The 20007-nt window shown below is 70.3% G+C and carries 20 protein-coding genes and 1 tRNA gene; 16 read left to right on the forward strand and 5 right to left on the reverse strand.

Translation table 11 applies throughout. The features are described 5' to 3' along the window. The 3 genes from cysT to VFH10_RS17895 all read left to right on the forward strand — a co-directional run. Positions 1-816 (forward strand): sulfate ABC transporter permease subunit CysT (gene cysT, locus VFH10_RS17885; RefSeq protein WP_325131036.1); only part of this gene is annotated, 816 nt, incomplete at its 5' end. Continuing rightward, on the forward strand, positions 809-1618 hold the full coding sequence (locus VFH10_RS17890; protein WP_325131038.1) for a sulfate ABC transporter permease: 810 nt from the start codon (positions 809-811) through the stop codon (positions 1616-1618). The genes cysT and VFH10_RS17890, both read left to right, overlap by 8 nt. Beyond that, on the forward strand, positions 1615-2601 hold the full coding sequence (locus VFH10_RS17895; protein WP_325131040.1) for a sulfate ABC transporter ATP-binding protein: 987 nt from the start codon (positions 1615-1617) through the stop codon (positions 2599-2601). Before VFH10_RS17890 ends, VFH10_RS17895 begins: the two co-directional genes overlap by 4 nt. A gap of 18 nt (positions 2602-2619) precedes the next feature. Here the strand turns inward: VFH10_RS17895 and VFH10_RS17900 are convergent, their stop codons facing one another. Beyond that, entirely contained in the window at positions 2620-3753 is a 1134-nt protein-coding gene (locus VFH10_RS17900; protein WP_325131042.1) for a L,D-transpeptidase family protein, read from the reverse strand. 222 nt (positions 3754-3975) lie between these two features. On the opposite strand from VFH10_RS17900, the gene VFH10_RS17905 reads away from it, so the two are divergent. The 12 genes from VFH10_RS17905 to VFH10_RS17960 all read left to right on the forward strand — a co-directional run bounded on the left by VFH10_RS17905 (position 3976) and on the right by VFH10_RS17960 (position 14717). Beyond that, positions 3976-5277, forward strand: coding sequence for an FAD/NAD(P)-binding protein (locus VFH10_RS17905; RefSeq protein WP_325131044.1), 1302 nt, complete (start codon positions 3976-3978; stop codon positions 5275-5277). 11 nt (positions 5278-5288) lie between these two features. Beyond that, a complete protein-coding gene (locus VFH10_RS17910; protein ID WP_325131045.1) occupies positions 5289-5840 on the forward strand; it encodes a cysteine dioxygenase family protein in 552 nt (183 codons plus the stop codon). 70 nt (positions 5841-5910) lie between these two features. After that, positions 5911-6291, forward strand: a complete 381-nt coding sequence (locus VFH10_RS17915; protein ID WP_325131047.1) for an NADH-quinone oxidoreductase subunit A — start codon at positions 5911-5913, stop codon at positions 6289-6291. Between the two features lie 17 nt (positions 6292-6308). Further along, the gene (locus VFH10_RS17920; RefSeq protein WP_349256537.1) at positions 6309-6893 is read left to right on the forward strand and encodes an NADH-quinone oxidoreductase subunit B family protein; all 585 of its coding nucleotides are present in this window, start codon (positions 6309-6311) and stop codon (positions 6891-6893) included. Further along, complete coding sequence (locus VFH10_RS17925; RefSeq protein WP_325131051.1) at positions 6890-7498, forward strand: NADH-quinone oxidoreductase subunit C; 609 nt, start codon at positions 6890-6892, stop codon at positions 7496-7498. The genes VFH10_RS17920 and VFH10_RS17925 overlap by 4 nt, the downstream gene beginning before the upstream one ends. Further along, positions 7491-8450, forward strand: a complete 960-nt coding sequence (gene nuoH, locus VFH10_RS17930; protein ID WP_325131053.1) for an NADH-quinone oxidoreductase subunit NuoH — start codon at positions 7491-7493, stop codon at positions 8448-8450. Before VFH10_RS17925 ends, nuoH begins: the two co-directional genes overlap by 8 nt. After that, entirely contained in the window at positions 8447-9001 is a 555-nt protein-coding gene (locus tag VFH10_RS17935) for an NADH-quinone oxidoreductase subunit I (protein ID WP_325131054.1), read from the forward strand. The genes nuoH and VFH10_RS17935 overlap by 4 nt, the downstream gene beginning before the upstream one ends. Continuing rightward, positions 8998-9510 carry an NADH-quinone oxidoreductase subunit J gene (locus tag VFH10_RS17940; protein WP_325131055.1) on the forward strand — a complete coding sequence of 171 codons (513 nt, stop codon included), beginning with the start codon at positions 8998-9000 and terminating at the stop codon, positions 9508-9510. Before VFH10_RS17935 ends, VFH10_RS17940 begins: the two co-directional genes overlap by 4 nt. After that, positions 9510-9866 carry an NADH-quinone oxidoreductase subunit NuoK gene (nuoK, locus tag VFH10_RS17945; RefSeq protein ID WP_349256536.1) on the forward strand — a complete coding sequence of 119 codons (357 nt, stop codon included), beginning with the start codon at positions 9510-9512 and terminating at the stop codon, positions 9864-9866. The genes VFH10_RS17940 and nuoK overlap by 1 nt, the downstream gene beginning before the upstream one ends. Further along, the gene (locus tag VFH10_RS17950; RefSeq protein ID WP_325131057.1) at positions 9863-11701 is read left to right on the forward strand and encodes an NADH-quinone oxidoreductase subunit L; all 1839 of its coding nucleotides are present in this window, start codon (positions 9863-9865) and stop codon (positions 11699-11701) included. Before nuoK ends, VFH10_RS17950 begins: the two co-directional genes overlap by 4 nt. Then, positions 11698-13212, forward strand: a complete 1515-nt coding sequence (locus VFH10_RS17955) for an NADH-quinone oxidoreductase subunit M (protein WP_325131059.1) — start codon at positions 11698-11700, stop codon at positions 13210-13212. Before VFH10_RS17950 ends, VFH10_RS17955 begins: the two co-directional genes overlap by 4 nt. Beyond that, positions 13209-14717: an NADH-quinone oxidoreductase subunit N gene (locus VFH10_RS17960; protein ID WP_325131062.1), complete on the forward strand. Its 1509-nt coding sequence runs from the start codon at positions 13209-13211 to the stop codon at positions 14715-14717. Before VFH10_RS17955 ends, VFH10_RS17960 begins: the two co-directional genes overlap by 4 nt. A 4-nt stretch (positions 14718-14721) precedes the next feature. Here VFH10_RS17960 and VFH10_RS17965 read toward each other — a convergent pair whose 3' ends face one another. Beyond that, complete coding sequence (locus tag VFH10_RS17965) at positions 14722-15777, reverse strand: hypothetical protein (protein ID WP_325131064.1); 1056 nt, start codon at positions 15775-15777, stop codon at positions 14722-14724. 91 nt (positions 15778-15868) lie between these two features. Beyond that, complete coding sequence (locus tag VFH10_RS17970) at positions 15869-16360, reverse strand: YajQ family cyclic di-GMP-binding protein (RefSeq protein ID WP_325131066.1); 492 nt, start codon at positions 16358-16360, stop codon at positions 15869-15871. A 103-nt stretch (positions 16361-16463) separates the two neighbouring features. Here VFH10_RS17970 and VFH10_RS17975 point away from each other — a divergent pair. Continuing rightward, positions 16464-16549: transfer RNA gene (locus VFH10_RS17975), tRNA-Tyr, on the forward strand. A 669-nt stretch (positions 16550-17218) separates the two neighbouring features. Here the strand turns inward: VFH10_RS17975 and VFH10_RS17980 are convergent. After that, positions 17219-18808, reverse strand: coding sequence for an NAD(P)/FAD-dependent oxidoreductase (locus tag VFH10_RS17980; RefSeq protein WP_325131068.1), 1590 nt, complete (start codon positions 18806-18808; stop codon positions 17219-17221). Further along, a partial coding sequence (locus tag VFH10_RS17985) for an aminomethyltransferase family protein (RefSeq protein WP_325131070.1) occupies positions 18805-20007 on the reverse strand: 1203 nt, incomplete at its 5' end. The genes VFH10_RS17985 and VFH10_RS17980, both read right to left, overlap by 4 nt.

Consider the following 20007-nt stretch of genomic DNA (forward strand, 5'->3'; position numbering starts at 1 on the left):
CCGGCGCGTAGGCGCCGGGCGGCCCGCTCGGGTTCTCTGACCCGTGGCTCCGCACTGGGCCTCGGCGTCGCCCTGACCTGGTTCAGCCTGCTGGTGCTGATTCCGCTCTCCGCCGTGGTGGTGACCGCGTCGGGTGGCGGCTGGGAGACCTACGCGGAAACGCTCACCAACCCCCAGACGCTCGCCGCGCTGCGGCTCACCGTCGTGACATCGGTCCTTGTCACCGCCCTGAACATCGTGATGGGGACCGTCATCGCCTGGGTGCTGGTGCGTGACCGCTTCCCCGGCAAGGGGGTCTGCGACGTCATTATCGACATCCCCTTCGCCCTGCCGACGATCGTGGCCGGGCTGGTGCTGCTGTCCCTGTACGGCGCCGACAGCCCGGTCGGCGTCGACGTCGCGAACACGCGCAAGGCCGTCTTCCTGGCGCTGGCGTTCGTGACGCTGCCGTTCGTCGTACGCACGGTGCAGCCGGTGCTCGAGGAGATGGAGGCGGACGTCGAGGAGGCTGCCGCCTCGCTCGGCGCCAGTCGCGCGACCACGTTCCGGCGTGTCGTGCTGCCGACCCTCGTCCCCGCGATCTTCGCGGGCGCGGCCCTCTCGTTCGCCCGGGGCATCAGCGAGTACGGCTCACTCGTGCTGCTCAGCGGAAACCTGCCCAACCGCACCGAGGTGACCTCGGTGCGGGTGCTCACCTACCTCGAGGGCGGCAACACCGCCTCGGCGGCCGCGGTCGCCACCGTGATGCTCGTGGTGGCCCTGCTGGCGCTCGTCGCGCTCGACGTGATCCAGAGGAGGGTGAGCAAACGTGACTGAAGGCTCGCTCCTTGTCCGATGGTCGCTACGCCTACTCGTCGTGACCTACCTGTTCTTCCTGGTCGCCTGGCCCAGCTCACTGGTCGTGCAGCGCACCTTCGAGAACGGTCTCGAGGGTCTGCAGACCGCCCTCGCCGATCCCGACGTGGTGCACGCCCTGCAGCTCACGGTGGTCGTCGCGCTCTCCGCGGTCGTCATCAACCTCGTGTTCGGGGTGGGCATCTCGATGCTGCTCGCGCGCAGCGAGTTCCCGGGCAAGCGCCTGCTCTCGGCGCTCATCGACCTCCCGCTGGCGGTCTCACCGGTCGTGGTCGGACTCGCGCTGGTGCTCGTCTACAACGGACGCACCGGCTGGTTCGGGCAGACGTTGGAGGAGCACGGCTTCCAGGTGATCTTCAACGAGCCGGCGATGATCATGGCGACGTGCTTCGTCGCGCTGCCACTCGTGGTCCGCGAGGTCGTGCCCGTGCTGCAGGAGATCGGCGACGACCAGGAGCAGGCTGCCCGGAGCCTCGGGGCCAACGCGCGGCAGACGTTCCTGCGCATCACGCTGCCGAGCATCAAGTGGGCGGTGGTCTACGGCGTCGTCCTGAGCCTGGCCAGGTCGCTCGGCGAGTTCGGCGCGGTCAAGGTCGTCTCGGGCAACGTCGCCGGGGACACCCAGCTCGCCACGCTGCTGGTCCAGCAGCGATACCAGAACTTCCAGCAGGAGACGGCCTACTCGGTGTCGTTTCTCCTGGCCTCCGCCGCGGTGCTCTGCATCGTCGTGGTGGCGCTACTTCGCCCCAAGGAGGGCCGATGAGTATCGAGGTCAGAGGCGTCAGCAAGCGGTTCGGTGACTTCGTCGCCGTCGATGACGTCTCCGTGTCCATCCCGACCGGGCAGCTCACCGCCCTGCTCGGGCCGAGCGGCGGCGGCAAGTCCACGTTGCTCCGGATCATCGCCGGCCTGGAGTCGGCCGACGAGGGCAGCGTCGAGATTGAAGGGGTCGAGGCCACGCACCTGCCGCCCCAGCGTCGCAACGTGGGCTTCGTGTTCCAGCACTACGCCGCGTTCAAGCACATGACGGTGGCCAAGAACGTCGCGTTCGGCATGGAGATCCGCAAGCGCCCCAAGGCCGAGGTGCGCGCACGCGTCGACGAGCTGCTCGAGCTCGTGCACTTGCAGCAGTTCTCGCACCGCCTGCCCGCCCAGCTCTCCGGCGGTCAGCGCCAGCGGATGGCACTGGCGCGGGCGCTGGCCGTGGAGCCCAAGGTGTTGCTCCTCGACGAGCCGTTCGGCGCCCTGGACGCGAAGGTGCGCAAGGAGCTGCGCGACTGGTTGCGCCGGCTGCACGACGAGGTGCACGTGACGACCGTCTTCGTGACCCACGACCAGGAGGAGGCCCTCGAGGTCGCCGACGAGATCGTGGTCATCAACGACGGCCGGATCGAGCAGGTCGGGACCCCGGACCAGCTGTACGACGAGCCCGCCAATGACTTCGTGATGTCGTTCCTCGGTGAGGTCACGACACTCGAGGGCGTGCTGATCCGTCCGCACGACATCGACCTGCACACCAGCCCCGGGGTGCCGGGTGCCGTGCCCGGGACCGTGGTCCGGCTGCTCCGCGTCGGCTTCGAGGTCAGGGTCACCGTCGACGCGGGCGACGGAGACTCGGTTTCCGTGGTGCTGAGCCGGGCCGAGGCGCGCGCCTCGGTCCTCCGGGTGGGCGACCGGGTGTGGATGACGCCGCACCGCGGCGCGATGACGGTCGGGCCCCGGCCGGTCGCGGAGGTGTCGGCCTGACCTTCGCCCCCGACTTCGCTAGGACCAGTAGATGACGACTCGGGTGCCGATCGGGACCCGGTCGTAGAGGCTGGCGATCGCGTTGTAGTCCCGCACGTTCACGCAACCGTGGGACGCGCCGTTGTAGCCGGTCGCGGCGAAGTCGGGGGAGTAGTGCACTGCCTGGCCACCCGAGAAGAACATCGCGAACGGCATGGACGTGTGGTACAGCGAAGACACGTGGTCGCGGGACTTCCGGTACACGGAGAACACCCCCTCGCGAGTGGGCAGCTCGGCGGACCCGAACCGGACGTCGACGGTGACCTTGACCTTGCCGTCGACCACCCAGCGGAGGCTGCGCGAAGTCTTGTCGATGCACAGGGCGAGGCCGGTCCTGCACCGTGGGTCGAGCGGCCGGCCGTCCGCCGGGTCCGGCGGCCGGTTGGCCAGCTCGTCGGCGGTGGGGTTCGTCGTCATGCCGACCAGCAGGTCGAGCGTGCGGCGGTCGACCTTGCCGGTCTGCGGGATGCCGCGCTTGCCCTGGAAGCCGTACACCGCCTTGCGGGTGCTGGGTCCGTAGGTGCCGGTGACGTCGCCGAAGTACCAGGCGATCTGGCGCAGCCGCGCCTGGATGCGACGCACGCGGATGCCGGAGTCTCCCGGCTCGAAGAGCGGACGTCCGGCACGGTTGAAGAGCACGTCCTCGCTCGGCTTCTGGGTCATCCGCTGCAGCCGCCGCCAGGTGCGTGCGTCGACCACCCCGGTGCGTTCGAAGCCGCGCTTGCGCTGGAAGCCCCGCACGCCCCGCTTGGTGACGCGGTCGTACTCGCCGGTGACCGGCGGGGTGAACCAGTCGAGCTGGGCGAGCCTGGCCTGGAGGACGCGGACCTTGCGGCCGCTGTCGCCGGGCTCGAGCACCGGCTCCGGCGCGGTCGCGGGCGGCGGCTGCGGGAGCCGGTCCTGGGACTGCCGGACCGGGTCGACCGGTGCCTGCTCACGGGTCGAGTCGAGGGCGACGGTGCGCGGCAGCGCGCGGTCGCGCAGCGCCGAGTCCGTCGCGGTGCTGAGGCCGATGACGCCGTACGACGCACCGGCCGCCGTCATGACGACCGCCAGCGTGGTGGTCGTGCCCACGAGGGCGCGGCGGAGGTGTTGCCGTCCGATCCGGTTCATGTCTCCTCAGACGCGGTGCGGGGCGGAAAGGTTGCCCAGTCTGCTGGTCGATGTCTCTTTACCTTGCGCAGGGTAATGGGCGGGCGGCCCGCGGTGTGGGACGGACGCCCCCGCGACACGCCCCGGGCCGGCCGTGATGTGCGTTTCCTCGGCGCTCGTGGCAGTCTATCTCTAGTAAATCACTGTGATTTAGTGGTTCGATCGAACGAGAGGACGTGGAAGGTGCGGAGACCCGTGCGAGTCGTGGTCGTCGGCGGCGGAGCGGCCGGTGTGATCACCGCGGCCACCATGCTTCGAGAGCGCGGAGGGACGCCCCTGGACGTCCGCATCGTCGAGCGCGGCGACGTCGTCGGGCCCGGGCTCGCCTACGGGACCCGCGAGAGCCTGCACCTGCTGAACAACTACGCGGGCCGGATGAGCGCGTTCGAGGACGACCCGGAACACCTCGTCCGCTGGTGCCGCGAGCAGGACGACATCGTCGGCACCGACACCTTCCTGCCCCGCCACGTCTACGGCGCGTACCTCGCGAGCCTGCTCGAGGCGCCGGTGTCCGCGGGTTCGCGGCTCACCCGCGTGCGCGGAGAGGTGGTCGGGATCGACGACAGCGGCGCGGACTACTCGGTGACGCTCTCCTCGGGCGCCCAGCTGCCGGCCGACACAGTCGTGCTCGCGCTCGGCAACCCCAGGCCGCGGGACCTTCCCGACTACCGAAGCGCCGCCGTGGCCTACGCCGCGAACCCGTGGGCCTCCGACCTCACCGACCGCGTGGCCCGAGGCGCCCGAGTGCTGCTGGTCGGCACCGGCCTCACCACGGTCGACGTCGCCGCCCAGCTGGCCAACGCGCACCACGAAGTGGAGATGGTCGCCGTGTCACGACACGGTCTCCTGCCGCTGCGCCACCTGGACCACCCGCCGCTCCCGGGCGGTGTGCACGGTCGGCCCGAGCCGACGGTTGCCGCAGCGTTCGCGGCCGCCCGCGCCGGGACCGCACAGGCCGGCGGGGACTGGCGTGCCGTCGTGGAGGCGCTGAAGGCCGGGGCCAACCGGCAATGGGCCGCCTGGTCGTACGCCGAGCAGCAGCGGTTCCTGAGACACGCGGCGCGCCACTGGGAGATCGCCCGGCACCGGATGGCACCGGCCATGGCGGATCTCGTCGAGGGCCTCCAGCTCGACGGTCGGCTGCGCGTGACCCGCCCGGGCGACGTCGACGTCGCGTCGTTCGACCTGGTGGTCAACTGCACCGGACCCGCCCCGGCGGCCACGCCCGGATGGAACCCGCTGGTCGACGGGCTCGCGGCCCGGGGACTGCTGCGACCCGGGCCGCACGGGCTCGGTCTGGACGTGTCCGGCGACGGCCGGCTGCGCGACGAGGGAGGCGTACCGGCCCGCGCCGTGCACGTCGTCGGCGCCGCTCGCCGCGGGTCCGAGTGGGAGGTCGCCGCGGTACCGGACATCCGCCGTCAGGCACGAGCGGTCGCCGGTGCGCTGCGTCCGCTCCCGTCGAACGCCGCCCTGGTGGGCTGAGGAGGAGGGTCATGACCACCACCGTCGTACGCACGCCACTCACCGACCTGATCACCCGGATCCGCACCGTCGTGGCCCGGGGCCTGTCCGAAGGCGACACGGCCCGTCACGTAGCGGAGTACCTACGTCCCGCACTGCGTCAGCCGGGCCTGCTCGAGGAGCACCAGCGGGAGGGCTCGGAGGAGGGGTACACCCAGCACGTGCTGCACGTGGAGCCGGACGGGTCCTTCTCGGTCGTGGCCCTGGTCTGGCTGCCCGGTCAGGCGACTCCGGTGCACGACCACGTGTCCTGGTGCACGGTCGGCGTGTACGAGGGGCAGGAGACCGAGACGCTCTATCGGCTGGCGGGCCGCAAGGGGCGTCGCCAGCTGGTCGTGTCGGGGCACACGGTCAACAGGCGCGGCGAGGTGACCGGCATCGCGCCCCCCGGCGACATCCATCGGGTCTCGAACAGCGGTACGCCGAAGGCGATCTCGCTGCACGTCTACGGTGCCGACATCGGCAAGCTCGGCAGCAGCATCCGGCGCGTCTACGACCTCGGGGAGCCCGGACCGGCCGCCTGACTGGCGCCCCGGACGGGGTAGCTGGGGCGTGCCCCCTGCGGACAGGCCCGTCAATCCCTAGAGTGGCCACGTGGCGGGTTCGAGCGCGGCCGACTACTTCGGGACCTACGTCCCGTTGCTCGCGATCATCGTGCTCGGTGTCCTGCTGGTCGCCGCGATGTTCGGCGGCAACGCGATGCTCCGTCCCGCGCACGCCACTCCGGAGAAGCTGCTCACCTACGAGTGCGGCGTCGACCCGGTCGGGGAGGGCTGGGCGCAGACCCATGTGCGCTACTACGTCTTCGCGTACCTCTACGTGATCTTCGCCGTCGACGCGGTCTTCCTGTTCCCGTGGGCGACGGTGTTCGCCGGGCTCGGCTGGGTCAGTGTTGCGGAGATGGGCGTCTTCATCGGGTTCATCGCCGTCGGTCTGGTCTACGCGTGGCGCAAGGGGGTGCTGATATGGACGTGACCACGACGGAGCTGGGCATGCCGACGGTCGGCCCGTTGCAGAGGCTCGCGCCCAAGCCGGCCCGATACCTGCTCAACTGGGGTCGCAAGTACTCCTTGTGGGTGTTCAACTTCGGCCTGGCGTGCTGCGCGATCGAGTTCATCGCCACGTCGATGGCGCGTCACGACTTCATCCGCCTCGGCGTGATCCCGTTCGCGCCGGGTCCGCGGCAGGCCGACCTGATGGTCGTGTCGGGCACGGTCACCGACAAGATGGCGCCCGCCATCAAACGTCTCTACGAGCAGATGCCCGAGCCCAAGTACGTCATCTCCTTCGGCTCGTGCTCCAACTCCGGCGGGCCCTACTGGGACTCCTACTGCGTGACCAAGGGAGTCGACCAGATCATCCCCGTCGACGTCTACGTGCCTGGCTGCCCGCCGCGGCCGGAGGCGCTGTTGCAGGGCATCCTCAAGCTGCAGGAGAAGATCGACGGGGAGTCGCTGAAGGACCGCTACACCGCGGGCTACCGCGCGACCGACGCGGCCTCCGTGCAGCGCGGGCTGGTGCTGCCGGCCTCGACGGGCTCGTCCACCGACGAGACGACCAGCAGGGAACCGGCGTGAGCAGACCCGCGGAGCTGTGGCCCGGTCGGGTGCGCGCGGCGTACACCAGTGCGTTCGGTGACGACGCCGCCGTCGACGAGGGCTTCGGTCCGCTGACCGTCGACGTGCCCGCGGAGCACTGGGTCGACGCCCTGCTGCTGGCCCGGGACGGTCTCGGCTGCTCCTTCTTCGACTTCCTGACCGCGGTCGACGAGCTCGGCAGCGAGGACGAAGGCTTCCGGATCGTCTGCCACGTGGCGGATCACCGCTCGCCCGGCCGCGTGGTGCATCTACTGGTCCGCACCCGGGTGCCGCGCGACTCACCGACACTGCCGTCGGTCGTCGAGGTGTACGCCGGGGCCAGGTGGCACGAGCGCGAGACCCACGAGATGTTCGGGGTCGACTTCACGTCGGGGGGCGAGGTGCTTCCGCTGGCGAAGCTGCTGCTGCCCGAGGAGTTCGAGGGTCACCCGCTGCGCAAGGAGTTCGTGCTCGCCTCGCGGGTGGCGAAGCCGTGGCCGGGCGCGAAGGAGCCCGGTGAGAGCGACCACGCCCCCGCAGCAACCACGTCCCGGCGCCGGATGAAGCCGCCGGGCGTGCCGGACGACTGGCCGCGCAGTGAGTGAGGCCCTGGAGCTCGCACTGCGGCTGGCGGGCGTGCTGGCCGCGTTCCTGGTCGTGCCCCTGCTGGTCGGGCAGGTCGAGCACAAGGCGATGGCGCACATGCAGGGCCGGGTCGGGCCGATGTACGCCGGCGCCTTCCACGGCTGGGCGCAGCTCATCGCCGACGGCGTCAAGTTCGTGCAGAAGGAGGACGTCGTCCCGGCCGCGGCCGACCGGATGGTCTTCAAGATCGCGCCGGCCGTCGCGCTGGTGCCCTACCTGGTCGCGATGCTGGTCATCCCGCTCGGCCCGGGGTTGGTCGGCCAGGACCTCGACATCGGGCTGTTCTTCGTCATCGCGGTGATGGGAGCCGGGGTGATCGGCAGCCTGATGGGCGGCTGGTCGAGCGCCAACAAGTTCAGCCTCCTCGGCGGCATCCGGGTGGCCGCGCAGCTGATGGCCTACGAGCTGCCGTTCGTGCTCGCCGCCGCGTCGGTCGCGATGGCAGCCGGCACGCTCTCGCTGACCGGGATCGTCCTCGAGTGGTCGCCGTGGTGGCTGCTGTGGCAGGGGATCGCGATGTTCGTGTTCTTCGTGTCCGGACTCGCCGAGGTGCAGCGACCGCCGTTCGACATGCCGATCGCCGACGCCGAGATCGTCTTCGGGCCCTACACCGAGTACGGCGGGCTGCGCTTCGCGCTGTTCATCCTGGCCGAGTACGCCGGCATCGTCGTACTCTCCGCGCTCACCGCCGTGCTGTTCCTCGGCGGCTGGCGCGGACCCTTCGACGACCAGCTCGGCTGGCTGTGGACCCTGCTCAAGACGATGGCCGTGGCGTTCGTGGTGATCTGGGTGCGGGTTGCCTACCCGCGGCTGCGCGAGGACCAGCTGCAGCGCTTCGCCTGGCAGGTGCTGGTGCCGCTCGCCCTGCTCCAGCTCGCGATCACGGCGGCCGGGGTGGTGATGACCGCGTGAGGATCCCGGGAGTCGGTCTGGCCAGGGGACTGGCGTTGACGATGCGCCAGCTGACCCGGCGCTCGGTCACCGCGCACTACCCCGACGCGCTGCCGGAGCTGCCGCCGCGCAGCCGCGGTGTCATCGCGCTGATCGAGGAGAACTGCACGTCCTGCATGCTCTGCGCGCGCGAGTGCCCGGCCTGGTGCATCTACATCGACTCGCACAAGGACGTGATCCCGGCGACGACCGAGGGCGGCAAGGACAAGACCCGCAACGTCCTCGACCGGTTCGCGATCGACTTCTCGATCTGCATGTACTGCTCGATCTGCATCGAGGTATGCCCCTTCGACGCACTGCACTGGAGCTCGGAGTTCGAGTACGCCGAGCTCGACATCCGCGAGCTGACGCACGAGAAGGACCGGTTGCGGGAGTGGATGTGGACCGTGCCGGCGCCGGTGGCCCTCGACCCGAATGCGGAGCCGGCGAAGGAGATCGGGGTCGCCCAAAAGGCGGCGGAGAAGGCGGCGGAGAAGGCGGCGGAGCGGCCCGCGCCGGAGGACCGGCCGTGAGCTGGGTCGAGGCGATCTTCCTGCTGCTGAGCGGGATCGCCGTCGTGTCCGCGCTGCTCGTCGTCACCACCTCGCACCTCGTGCACGCCGCGCTCTGGCTGGTGGTCACGCTCGGGTCGGTCGCCGGGGTGTTCCTCGTCCTCGCCGCCGAGTTCGTCGCCTGGGTTCAGGTGCTGATCTACGTCGGCGCGGTCGTGGTGCTGCTGCTCTTCGCCCTGATGCTGACCCGCGCCCCGACCGGCCCCCAGCCGGACCTGACCGTGCGTCGTGCGGTGCCGGCCGCCGTAGTGGGGCTCCTGGTCGCGGTGCTTCTCGGCGTGACCGTGGTGGCGGGCTTCCAGGACGTGCGCATCGACCTCGACCGGGTCGTCGTCGGCTCGGCCGAGGTCACCGGTGAGACCATTTTCCGCCGCTGGGTGCTGCCCTTCGAGGTGCTGAGCGTGCTGCTGCTCGCCGCGCTGGTGGGGGCGATCGTGCTGTCCCGGCTGCGGGACCGGGAGGACGGCTGATGCCGCTCTGGTGGCCGTTGCTGCTCGCGAGCATGCTCTTCGGGATCGGCGTCTACGGCGTCCTCGCCCGGCGCAACGCGGTGCTGGTCCTGATGGGTGTCGAGCTGATGCTCAACGCCGTCAACATCAACCTGGTCGCCTTCGATGCCGCCTTCCGCGACGTGCTGCACGGCGGCCAGACGCTGGCGCTGTTCACCATCGTCATCGCGGCCGCGGAGATCGGTCTCGCGCTGGCGATCGTGCTGCTGGTGTTCCGCAGCCACGGGCACATCGACGTCGACCGGCTCCGGGACCTCGCGGACCGCGACCGTCTCGACCTACCTGAACCCCGGGGCGCCGAACGGGGGGTCCGATGAGCTGGGTGGTGCTGACCATGCTCGTCGTACCGTTCGCGGCGGCTGTGACGACACTGTTCTTCGGCCACCGGGCCGACGTGGCCGCCCGCGGCATCGCGGTGGGCGGGTCGTTCACCACGCTGGCCCTCGCCTCGGTGGTGGCCGCGGCCCACCTCGGGGACGCCGAGCCGCTCGCCGAGGTCTACGTCGCGACGGCGTCCACGCTCCCGCCGATCGAGCTGGCGGTGTACGTCGACCCGTTGTCGGCGGTGCTGCTGATCCTGGTCGGCGTCGTGGCGTTCCTGGTGCAGGTGTACTCCCTCGGCTACCTCGCCGGTGACCCCCGCTACCCGTCGTACGCCGCCCTCGTGTCGATCTTCACCGGCGCGATGGTGGCCGTGGTCGTCGCGGACGACCTCTGGGTGCTGCTCGTCGGCTGGGAGCTGATGGGTGCGTGCTCGTACTTCCTTATCTCGCACCACTGGGAGCTCGCCGAGGCGCGCAGCGGCGCGGTGAAGGCGTTCCTGATGACGCGCACCGCCGACCTCGGCCTGCTGTTCGCGATCCTGGTGCTGGGCGAGCGGTTCGACAGCTACCGGATCAGCACGGTCATGGCCGCGGTCACCGACCAGGCGCTGCCGCGCGACGAGCTCTGGCTGCCGGCCGTGCTGGTGGCCATTGCCGTGATGGGCAAGTCGGCGCAGTTCCCGTTCCACACCTGGCTCCCCGACGCGATGCCCGGCCCGACGCCGATCTCCGCGCTGATCCACGCGGCGACGATGGTTGCCGCCGGTGTGTTCCTGGTGGCCCGCGTCTACCCCCTCTTCCTCTCCGCGCCGGTGGCGCTCACGCTGCTCGCGCTCACCGCCGCGGTCACGATGTTCATCTCCGCGCTGTACGCCTTGGTCACCGACGACCTCAAGCGCGTGCTGGCCTGGTCGACGGTCAGCCAGCTCGCCTACATGTTCGGCGCGCTGGCGGTCGGGGCGTGGCCGGCGGCGGTGCTGCTCCTGCTGGCCCACGGTGCGTTCAAGGCGCTGCTGTTCCTGTCGGCCGGGTCGGTGGTGCACGCCGTCGGCGGCTCGACGTCGATGACCGAGATGGGCGGGCTCCGCACAAAGCTCCCGGACACCTTCGCCACGATGACGATCGGCTTCGCGGCACTCGCTGGAGTCGCACCCCTGGTCGGCTTCTTCGCCAAGGACGCCGTCATCGCCGGCGCGCTCGAGGGTGCCCAGCACGGCCGGCTCGTCTGGCCGTGGGTGGCCTGGCTGCTGCTCGTCTCGATGGTGCTCACCGCGCTGTTGACCGTCGCCTACTCGCTGCGGGCCTGGCTGCTGGTGTTCTTTGGGAGTGTCGACGAGGCCGACGAACGGGACGTGCACGAGTCGCCGCCGTCCATGCGCGTGCCGCTCTACCTGCTCGCCGTCCCCACCGTGCTCGGCGGCCTCGTCGTCGCCGATCCCGCGGCCCTGTTCGGGCCGGCGTACGACGTCGAGCTCTTCCACGTCGCGGAGTCGATCGTGATGACCCTGCTCGTGGCAGTGGCGGCCGTCGTCGTGCTGCTGGTGTGGCGGGCCCGAGGCCGGGCGATGTGGCCGCGGGTGGTGCTGCCGCACCCGCCGATCGACCGGGTCTACGAGCTGGCGATCGTGCGACCGGTGCGCTGGCTGGCTCAGCTGGTGCGCGCCGGCGACCGCGACGTCATCGACGGGTACGCCGACGGTGCCGGCGCGAGCGCACGCGGCATCGGGGGACTGCTCCGGCTCGCGCAGACGGGCAACGTGCAGACCTACCTGGTCGTGGTCGTGGTCGGCGCCGCGGCGGTCGCCGTCCTGGCGGGAGCGGTGGCATGAACGCCCTGGTGCTCAACGGACTCGTCGCGGCACCCGTAGTGATGGCCGCGATGGCCATGCTCGTCGGTCGCCGCGGCCGTGCCGGCGTGGGGGTCGCGGCGTTCGGTGGCCTCGTCGTACTCGCCTGGTCGGTGTGGGCTGTCGTCGTCTCCACCACCGCACTCGACGGGTCCCACGTCGACGTGGCCTGGGTCGAGGCGGTCGGCATCCGCTGGCACCTCGGCCTCGACGGCATCTCCGCTCCCTTGGTGCTGATGAGCACCGTCGTGTTCGCGTGCGCGCTGATCGCGCTGGTCCGCAACGCCCCCGAAGGCGGTGGCACGACCGCGCTCGCCGTGCTGCTGCTGGTGATCGAGGCGGGCGTCCTCGGCAGCTTCCTCGCCCTCGACCTGGTGCTGTTCTTCGCGTTCTTCGAAGTAGCCCTCATCCCGATGTGGTTCGTGATCGACCGGTGGGGCGACGCGCACGGACCGCGTGGCGAGGCACTGCGGCGCCGGGCCGCGACCCGGTTCCTGGTGTTCACGGTTCTCGGGTCGGCCCTCATGCTGGTGGGCTTCGTGCTGGTGCGGGCCGAAGCCGGCACCTTCGACATCGTCGAGATCGCCGCGTCCTACCAGCCCTCCGGGGCCACCGCGCTGGCCGCCGCCGTGCTCGTCGCGCTGGGCCTCGCGGTGAAGACGCCGCTGTGGCCGCTGCACATCTGGCTGCCCGACGCGCACTCCAAGGCCCCGACGGTCGGCTCGGTGGTGCTGGCCGCGGTGCTGCTGAAGCTCGGCACCTACGGGTTCCTGCGGTTCTGGCTGCCGGTCGTGGATCCGGGCTGGGAGTGGCTGCAGCCCGTCGTTGCTGGGCTCGCGGTCGTGGGCATCGTGTACGCCGCGCTCGCCTGCCTCGCGCAGACGGACCTCAAGCGGCTGATCGCCTACTCCTCCGTCGGGCACATGGGCTTCGTGGTGCTCGCCGCGACCACGTTCACCCTCGGCGGCGTCCAGGCCGCGGTCTACGCCAGCGTCGCGCACGGCATCATCACCGGGCTGCTGTTCTTCCTCGTGGGGGCGGTCAAGGACCGCTACGGCACCGGCGACCTCGGCCGGCTGCGGGCCCTCTACGGGCAGGTGCCGCGGCTCGGCGGTCTGGTCGCCTTCGCCGCGATGGCCTCGCTCGGGCTGCCCGGCCTGGCCGGGTTCTGGGGCGAGATGCTGGCGATCCGGTCCGCGGTGTTCCCGGACGGGTCGCTGCCGCGGGAGACCTTCGTGCTGCTCGCGGTGATCGCGGCGTTCGGCGTGATCCTCGCCTCGGCGTACTTCCTAGCGATGATCCGCTCCGCGTTCCAGTCCGGTGAGACCGGCGCCGCACCGCCCGAGCCGGTGGTCCGCGGCGACGTCACCGCCTGGGAGTGGCTGACCTGGTCGCCACTGGTGGCCGCCACGCTTGTCTTCGGTGTCGCACCGGGTCTGCTGCTCACCCCGGTCGCCGAGGCGACCGTCGCGTTCCTCGGGGGGCTGCGATGACCGTGCAGAGCATCGACTGGCTGGCGGTGGCCGCCCCGACCGTGCTTGCGGTGGCCGCGGTGCTGGTGCTGATGGTCGACGCGTTCGTGGGTCATGACCGTCTCGACCTCCCCGGTGACCGCGGCTCGGGGCTCGCACTGCTGCCGTCGGCGCTGACCGTGCTCGCCACTGCGGTGGCCGCCGTCCCCACGGTGCTGCTCTGGCAGGAGCCGGTGCGCAGCACGTTCTGCATCGAGGACGGTGTCGAGGGTCCGTTGCTGTGCTCGTTCGCCACCGACGGCTTCACGCTGGTGTTCTGGGGGATCGTGCTGTTCGGCACGGCGGTCGTCGCGCTCATCGGCACCGCGTCGGTCGTCGAGGGGCGGATCCCGCAGGGAGAGTGGCACTTCCTGCTGCTCAGCTCCGCGGCGGGTGCGCTGACGATCGCTGCCTCCCGCGACCTGATCACCCTGCTGGTCGCGCTCGAGGTCGTCTCCCTGCCCGCGTTCGCACTCGCCGGGCTGCGCCGTGGCGACCCCCGCGCCGCCGAGGCGGCGCTGAAGTTCTTCCTCGTCTCGGTGGTGTCCACGGCCGTGACCCTGATGGGCATCTCCCTGCTGTACGGCGTGACCGGGTCGGTGTTCCTCGACGCGGTCGCGGCGTCCGTCGCGCAGGGCGCCGAGCCCGAGTCGGTGCTCATCGCCGGCGCGCTGCTGACCGTCGTCGGGCTCGCGTTCAAGGTGGCCGCAGTTCCGTTCCACATGTGGGTGCCTGACACCTACGTAGGAGCCCCGATCGCCGTCGCCGCCTACCTCTCAGTCGTGTCGAAGGCGGCGGGCTTCGTGGGGCTGATGCTGGTGCTCGGCCGTGGCCTGCCGGGGCTGGCCGACGCCTGGGCCCCCGTCGTAGCGGTGATGGCTGCGCTCACGATGACCGTCGGCAACGTGCTTGCACTCCGCCAGGACCACGCCGTCCGGCTGCTGGCCTGGTCGTCGGTAGCCCAGGCCGGCTACATCCTCGTGCCGTTCGGGGCGGTCCGGCCGGGCGCGGCGGGCGACGCCCTCGCCGGCTCGCTCGGCTACCTGGCGGTCTACGCGTTCATCAACCTCGGCGCCTTCGCGGTCGCCGCCGTGGTCGGCACCCGACACCCCGCGCAGCGGCTCTCGGACTACCGCGGCCTCATCGCAGAGGAGCCCGGCGCCGGTTGGCCGCTCGCCTTCGCCCTGGTCGCGCTCGCCGGGCTCCCGCCAGGCGTGATCGGGCTGCTGGCCAAGGTGATCGTGTTCGACGCCGCCTCGTCGGTGACGTGGCTGGTGGTCGTGATGGCGGTCAACGTGGCGATCGGCCTCGTCTACTACGCGAAGTGGCTGCGCGAGCTGTTCCGGCCCGCGGTGTCGGTCGGCGCCTCCACGTACGACGTACCGAACGGGGTGGGGGTGGCGATCGGGATGACCTTCGTGGCCGGTGTGCTCTTCTCCGTGCTGCCCGGCTGGCTGCTCGACCCGGTGCTCGCCACTCTGGGCTGAGGCCTCACCAGTCCGACGGGATCTCGTCGCGCAGCCGTTCGGGTGCCAGCGACGCCAGGGCCCTCCTCACACCGGCCACGACGGTCCCTGCCGCGAAGAGGTCGCTGTCGGACCGCACCCGCTCGTCGCGGAGCTCGTCGACGAGCTTGTTGACCGCTTCGTCGGCGACGTACAGCTGCTGGTCCGGCTTCTCGTCCCCGTCGACCACGCGCAGCACCTCGGCCATCTCCTGCAGCGCGTGCGCGGCGTGCGGGCGCAGCCGCGGCCCCAGGGCGACCCGCTGCCGCTCGGCGTGCTCCTGGTCGACGACGAGCGCGGTCAGGTCCTCGATCAGGAACGCCACGTGTTGCAGAGCGCGCGCCTGCTGGTAGCGCCACTCCGCCGTCTCGTCCCACCGCTTTGCCCGCCAGTTGGCACGCCGCGCCTCGGTGGCGTGACCCACCACGCGCTGCATCTCCTCGGCCGTCGGGCGCAGCGCGCGCTGTCGCTGCCGCCACTGGTCCGGCGTGAGCGCCTCCTCGCTGAGCAGCCCCTCGGCGAGGTCGTCGAGCTGGTCGGCCAGCAACGCCCGCAGCCGACGCACGGAGTCCGCCATCGCGCTGAGCGCAAGCGGAGGAAAGGCGACGTTGAGACCGATGCCGACCGCCGCGCCCAGCCCGACCAGCCCGAGGTAGCCGAAGGCGTAGTCCACGGCGTCACCCTGGCCGATGATCAGCACGAACAGTGCGGTGATCGGCACCCAGCCCGCCTTGTTGCCGAACCGGTGCCAGCCCGACACGGCCGTACCGACCAGCACGACAAGGGCGATCTCCGCGGCCACCGGCAACGGGGTCCGCAGCGCGGCCAGCGAGATCACCGCGCCGACCGCAATGGCGACGAGCCCCTGGAGCGACTCGCGCACCGACCCCGCGACCGTCGACGTGACCGCGATGACCGCGCCCAGCGGGGCGTAGTAGGGGTAGTCGTCGGCGAAGCCCCACAACGGCTGGACCAGCAGCCAGGCCAGCCCGGCCGCCAGCGCAGCCTTGACCGACAGCACCAGATGTCCCCGCCAGTTCATGCGCCCTCCCCGGGCCGCCCGACAACGATTCGTCTGCGGTCCATGGGGTGATTCTCACCGGCGGACCGCAGACGAATCGTTGTCGGATGCCTCAGCGGTAGTTGGTGAACTGCACGGCGAAGTCGTAGTCCTGACCCTTGACCAGCGAGATGACCGCCTGCAGGTCGTCACGCTTCTTGCTCGACACCCGCAGCTCGTCGCCCTGCACCTGGACCTTGACGCCCTTGGGACCTTCGTCGCGGATGAGCTTGCCGACCCTTTTGGCGTTCTCCTGGGAGATGCCCTCCTTGAGGGCCACGGAGATCTTCGACTCGCGACCGCTCTGCCGCGGCTCACCCGCCTCGATGATCTTCAGCGACTGGTTGCGCTTGATCAGCTTGTCCTTGAACACGTCCAGCACCGCGCTGGCACGGTCGTCGGCGTTAGCCGAGATCTCGACGGCATGCTCCCCCGAGCGCTCGATTGTGGCCCCGGTGTTCTTGAAGTCGAACCGCTGGCTGATCTCGCGCTGCGCCTGGTTGATGGCGTTGTCGACCTCCTGCTGGTCGATCTTGCTCACGATGTCGAACGACGAGTCGGCCATGCGGCGTACCTCCCATGCCTGGGTCCCAGGCGAATTTAGTCAGCGAGTCTGGCTGCGCTATTCTTTCGTGTCGCTGCGCCGGCCTCCAAGCCGGGTCAGCACTGGCAGGTTGCCCGAGCGGCCAATGGGAGCGGACTGTAAATCCGTCGGCGTATGCCTACGCAGGTTCGAATCCTGCACCTGCCACCAACCGAAATTGTCCTGCTGACCTGCGGTTTTGCGTTTCGGCTCAGCGCCCTAGATACCGGTAGGCGGTATGTTCGCCAGCGGTTTTCGGACACACTTTTCGGCCGGTCGCTTCAGGCCTTTGACCTGCGGATACGCGGACGACCAGGTCTGTCAATGGTTTGGCCGGGCGTAATACGGGAGGAAGTTGGTGCTCCTCGCCCGCCCGAAATTCCGGAACCGGGTCCCGACCTGCGGCTTTGGAGGGGAGGGGGTATGCACGCCGACGGAATCCAAGACCGTCGGCGTTCGGCTCTTCGACCGGCGATCGCCAGGCGTTGTCAGGTGCACGTTGCCACTGTTTGCCGGCGAGAACATCTCCGCATCGAGTGGATCGGTGCGGTAGGGGGATCCCGGAGGATCCCGGAGCTGCGCCCGAATCGGGTTGCTGTCGGCTTGTTCCACCTGGCAGCCTCCGCGACCCGCTACGGGAAGGTTCCCGAGGCAAGGTCCTGAAAGTAGCCCGGGGCAAGGCCTGGTCCGAGCAGACGGCGTCGTCCACGCAGGGTTCTCAGCGGGCTCTGCCGGTTAGCAGCATCGTCGGCAACCACAACGAGCTGCTGGACGCCGCGCCGGACGCCTGCCGACCTCGACGCCGGTCGGGTGCGTGCCTGGGCTGGCGATCGTCGAGCGTCAGCGGGCGAGGTCACACAGGATCCGCTCGCTAGCGAGCTTCCCGGGGGCTCCGATCACACACCCGCCGGGGTGGGTGCCGGAGCCGCACTGGTAGTAGCCCTCGATCGGCGTGGCGTAGCGACTCCAACCGGGCGCGGGCCGGAAGAAGTACATCTGCGGCGCCAGGAACTCCCCGGCGAAGATGTTGCCCTCGGTCAGTCCGGTCCGGGCCTCGATGTCGACGGGTGTGACCACCTCGCGGTGCAGCACCAGGTCGCCGAAGCCCGGGAAATGCGACTCGAGCACGGCCTGCGCCTTGTCGCCGAAACTGTCGCGTTCGGTTTCCCAGTCGCTCCCCTTCAGCTCGTACGGCGCGTACTGCACGAAGCACGACATGACGTGCTTCCCGGGCGGGGCCATGTCGGGGTCGACCACCGACTGGATCGCCGCGTCGATGAACGGCCGCTCGGAGTACCAGCCGTACTTCGCGGCGTCGAACGCCCTCTCGACGTACTCGATGGTCGGGCCGATGTTGAGGAAGCCACCGAACTGGTGATCGGTGTCCGGCAGGGCGGGGAAGACCGGCAGCCCATCGAGTGCGAAGTTGACCTTGGCCGAGACGCCGCGGAACTTCATCCGCCGCACGTTGTCGACCAAGTCGAGCGGCAGCTCGCGAGGCTCGACGAGGTCGAGGAAAGTACGCCGCGGGTCCAGTGCGGACACGACCACCCGGGCGCGAAACTCCGTCCCGTCGTCCAGTACGACGCCGACTGCTCGGCCGCCCTCGGTCAGCACCGAGGCCACCGGTGCGCCGAGCCGGATCTGGGCACCGTTCGCCTCGGCCGCCCGGGCAAGCACCTGGGTGAAGCCGCCGTTGCCTCCCTTGTGGAACGCCCACGAGCCGAGGTGGCCGTCGTGTTCGCCCATCTTGTGGAAGAGCAGCACCAGGCCGGAGCCCGGCGACATCGGACCGACCTTGGAGCCGATGATGGACGACGACGCATGGAAGCCCTTGATCGCTTCGTGCTCGAAGTAGTCGTCGAGCCAGTCGGCGGCGCTGCCGGTCAGCAGCCGGACGACGTCGTGCATCGTCTTGCGGTCGATGCCACCGAGGTGGTCGACCAGCCACTTCACGTCGACGGCGTCCTCAGGGTCGCTGCCGAAGATGTTCGGCGGCGCGTTGTCGAAAAGTGGACGGATCGCCCGGCAGACCCGGTCGAGGTCATGGTGGTAGCGCTCGTAGGCGTCCGCGTCGCGCGGCGAATGGCGGCGGATCTCCTGCAGGTTCTGGCCGTGATCGTCGCCGAACAGGAGATAGTCACCGTCCCCGGTGGGATGGAACGACGACGGCATCATCAGCGGCAGGAACCCGTGCTCCACCAGGTCGAGCTCGTGGATGATCTCCGGTCGCAGCAGGCTGAGTGCGTAGGAGAACGTCGTGAAGGAGAAGCCGGGCATCAGCTCCTCGGTTATGGCGGCACCGCCGACGAGGTCGTTCTTCTCCAGCACCAGAGTCCGCAGCCCGGCCTTGCCGAGGTACGCCGCGTTGGTGAGGCCGTTGTGACCGCCACCCACGATGATCGCGTCGAAGTCGTGCGACGTGGTCATGACCTCTTCCTCTCCGGGTCGAAGAACGGCATCGAGGTCGTGGTGACCCGCACCGTCGTGTTGTGGTGGGCGATCGCGAGCTCGAGCCGCAGGTCCGTGCCGACCGCCGCGAGGTCGGGGCGGACCCGGGCGATGCCGATGTGGCGCTGCAGCATCGGCGAGTACACGAAACTCGTGCAGTAGCCGACCTCCACCCGGTCGTCGTCGAGCACCATCGCCTCGTAGGGAAGCGGGTGCTCGGACTTCGGCGGAAACAGGCCGACGTCGCGGTGCAGCCGGTCCCAGTGCGAGGCGTCGACGACGAGGCCGGTGGTCGCCCAGCGCGACGTGCCGTCGAGCAGCTCGCGGCGGATCGGCTCTGACCCGACGAACCGGCGGGAGCCGTCGCGGACACCGCGGAGCATCCAGCCGAGGCCCAGCTCCTTGGGGCTCACGCAGTCGGCGTCGCTCAGGGCGAGCCGGGCGTCGTGCCACTCGACGTCGACGAGCGGGAGGCCGGCCTCGATGCGAAGCGTCATCAGCGCCTCCTCACCGAACGGCCGGATGCTGTGGGTGGCACCGGCGTCGAGTACCGCGTCGAGCACGGCCACCGCGTCGTCGGCGTCCACAGTGATCTCGAAGCCGAGGTCACCGGTGTAGCCGGTGCGCGACAGGGTGACCGCGGCGCCGGCGGCCTTGGCGGGCACATGGTCGAAGTACGCCAGCGACTCGGCCGCGGGCATCAGCGTCGCGAGCACGGCGCGCGAGCGCGGCCCCTGGACGGCCAGCATCCCGTAGGCGTCGGACACGTCCTCGAGCTGCACCGGCAACCCGGACGCGAGCTCCTGGAACCACGAGAGGGTGGGTCGGCCGGCGGTGAGCAGGAAGTCGTCGGCGGAGTGCCGGAACACCACGCCGTCGTGCATGACGAACCCACGGTCGTCGCACCACGCGGTGTACTGCGCCTGGCCCGGACGGCAGGTGCGGATGTCCCGGAGCAGTGCGCCGGACAGCAGCCGCTCGGAGCCGGGTCCGGTGACGCGGTACTTGTACAGCGGTGAGGTGTCGAAGACGCCGACCGCGTTGCGCACAGCGAAGTACTCGTGCTTCGGCGCGTCGGTGTACCGCAGCGCGGAGAGCCGTCCCTGCCAGTGCGTGTAGAGCCCCTGGCTGTTGAGCTCGCTCAGGCGTGGATGGAACGGCGTGGTGGTGATCATCGC

This window comes from Nocardioides sp. (assembly GCF_035697785.1).
In the GTDB taxonomy this organism is placed as follows: domain Bacteria; phylum Actinomycetota; class Actinomycetes; order Propionibacteriales; family Nocardioidaceae; genus Nocardioides_B.

Bases quoted from the DNA above. Each gene is read 5' to 3' on its own strand.
- VFH10_RS17910 (WP_325131045.1), top strand. From the start codon at position 5,289: ATGACCACCACCGTCGTACGCACGCCACTCACCGACCTGATCACCCGG.
- VFH10_RS17920 (WP_349256537.1), top strand. From the start codon at position 6,309: ATGCCGACGGTCGGCCCGTTGCAGAGGCTCGCGCCCAAGCCGGCCCGA.
- VFH10_RS17965 (WP_325131064.1), bottom strand. From the start codon at position 15,777: ATGAACTGGCGGGGACATCTGGTGCTGTCGGTCAAGGCTGCGCTGGCG.
- VFH10_RS17960 (WP_325131062.1), top strand. From the start codon at position 13,209: ATGACCGTGCAGAGCATCGACTGGCTGGCGGTGGCCGCCCCGACCGTG.
- VFH10_RS17895 (WP_325131040.1), top strand. From the start codon at position 1,615: ATGAGTATCGAGGTCAGAGGCGTCAGCAAGCGGTTCGGTGACTTCGTC.
- VFH10_RS17970 (WP_325131066.1), bottom strand. From the start codon at position 16,360: ATGGCCGACTCGTCGTTCGACATCGTGAGCAAGATCGACCAGCAGGAG.
- VFH10_RS17980 (WP_325131068.1), bottom strand. From the start codon at position 18,808: ATGACCACGTCGCACGACTTCGACGCGATCATCGTGGGTGGCGGTCAC.
- nuoK (WP_349256536.1), top strand. From the start codon at position 9,510: ATGCCGCTCTGGTGGCCGTTGCTGCTCGCGAGCATGCTCTTCGGGATC.
- VFH10_RS17950 (WP_325131057.1), top strand. From the start codon at position 9,863: ATGAGCTGGGTGGTGCTGACCATGCTCGTCGTACCGTTCGCGGCGGCT.
- VFH10_RS17900 (WP_325131042.1), bottom strand. From the start codon at position 3,753: ATGAACCGGATCGGACGGCAACACCTCCGCCGCGCCCTCGTGGGCACG.
- VFH10_RS17955 (WP_325131059.1), top strand. From the start codon at position 11,698: ATGAACGCCCTGGTGCTCAACGGACTCGTCGCGGCACCCGTAGTGATG.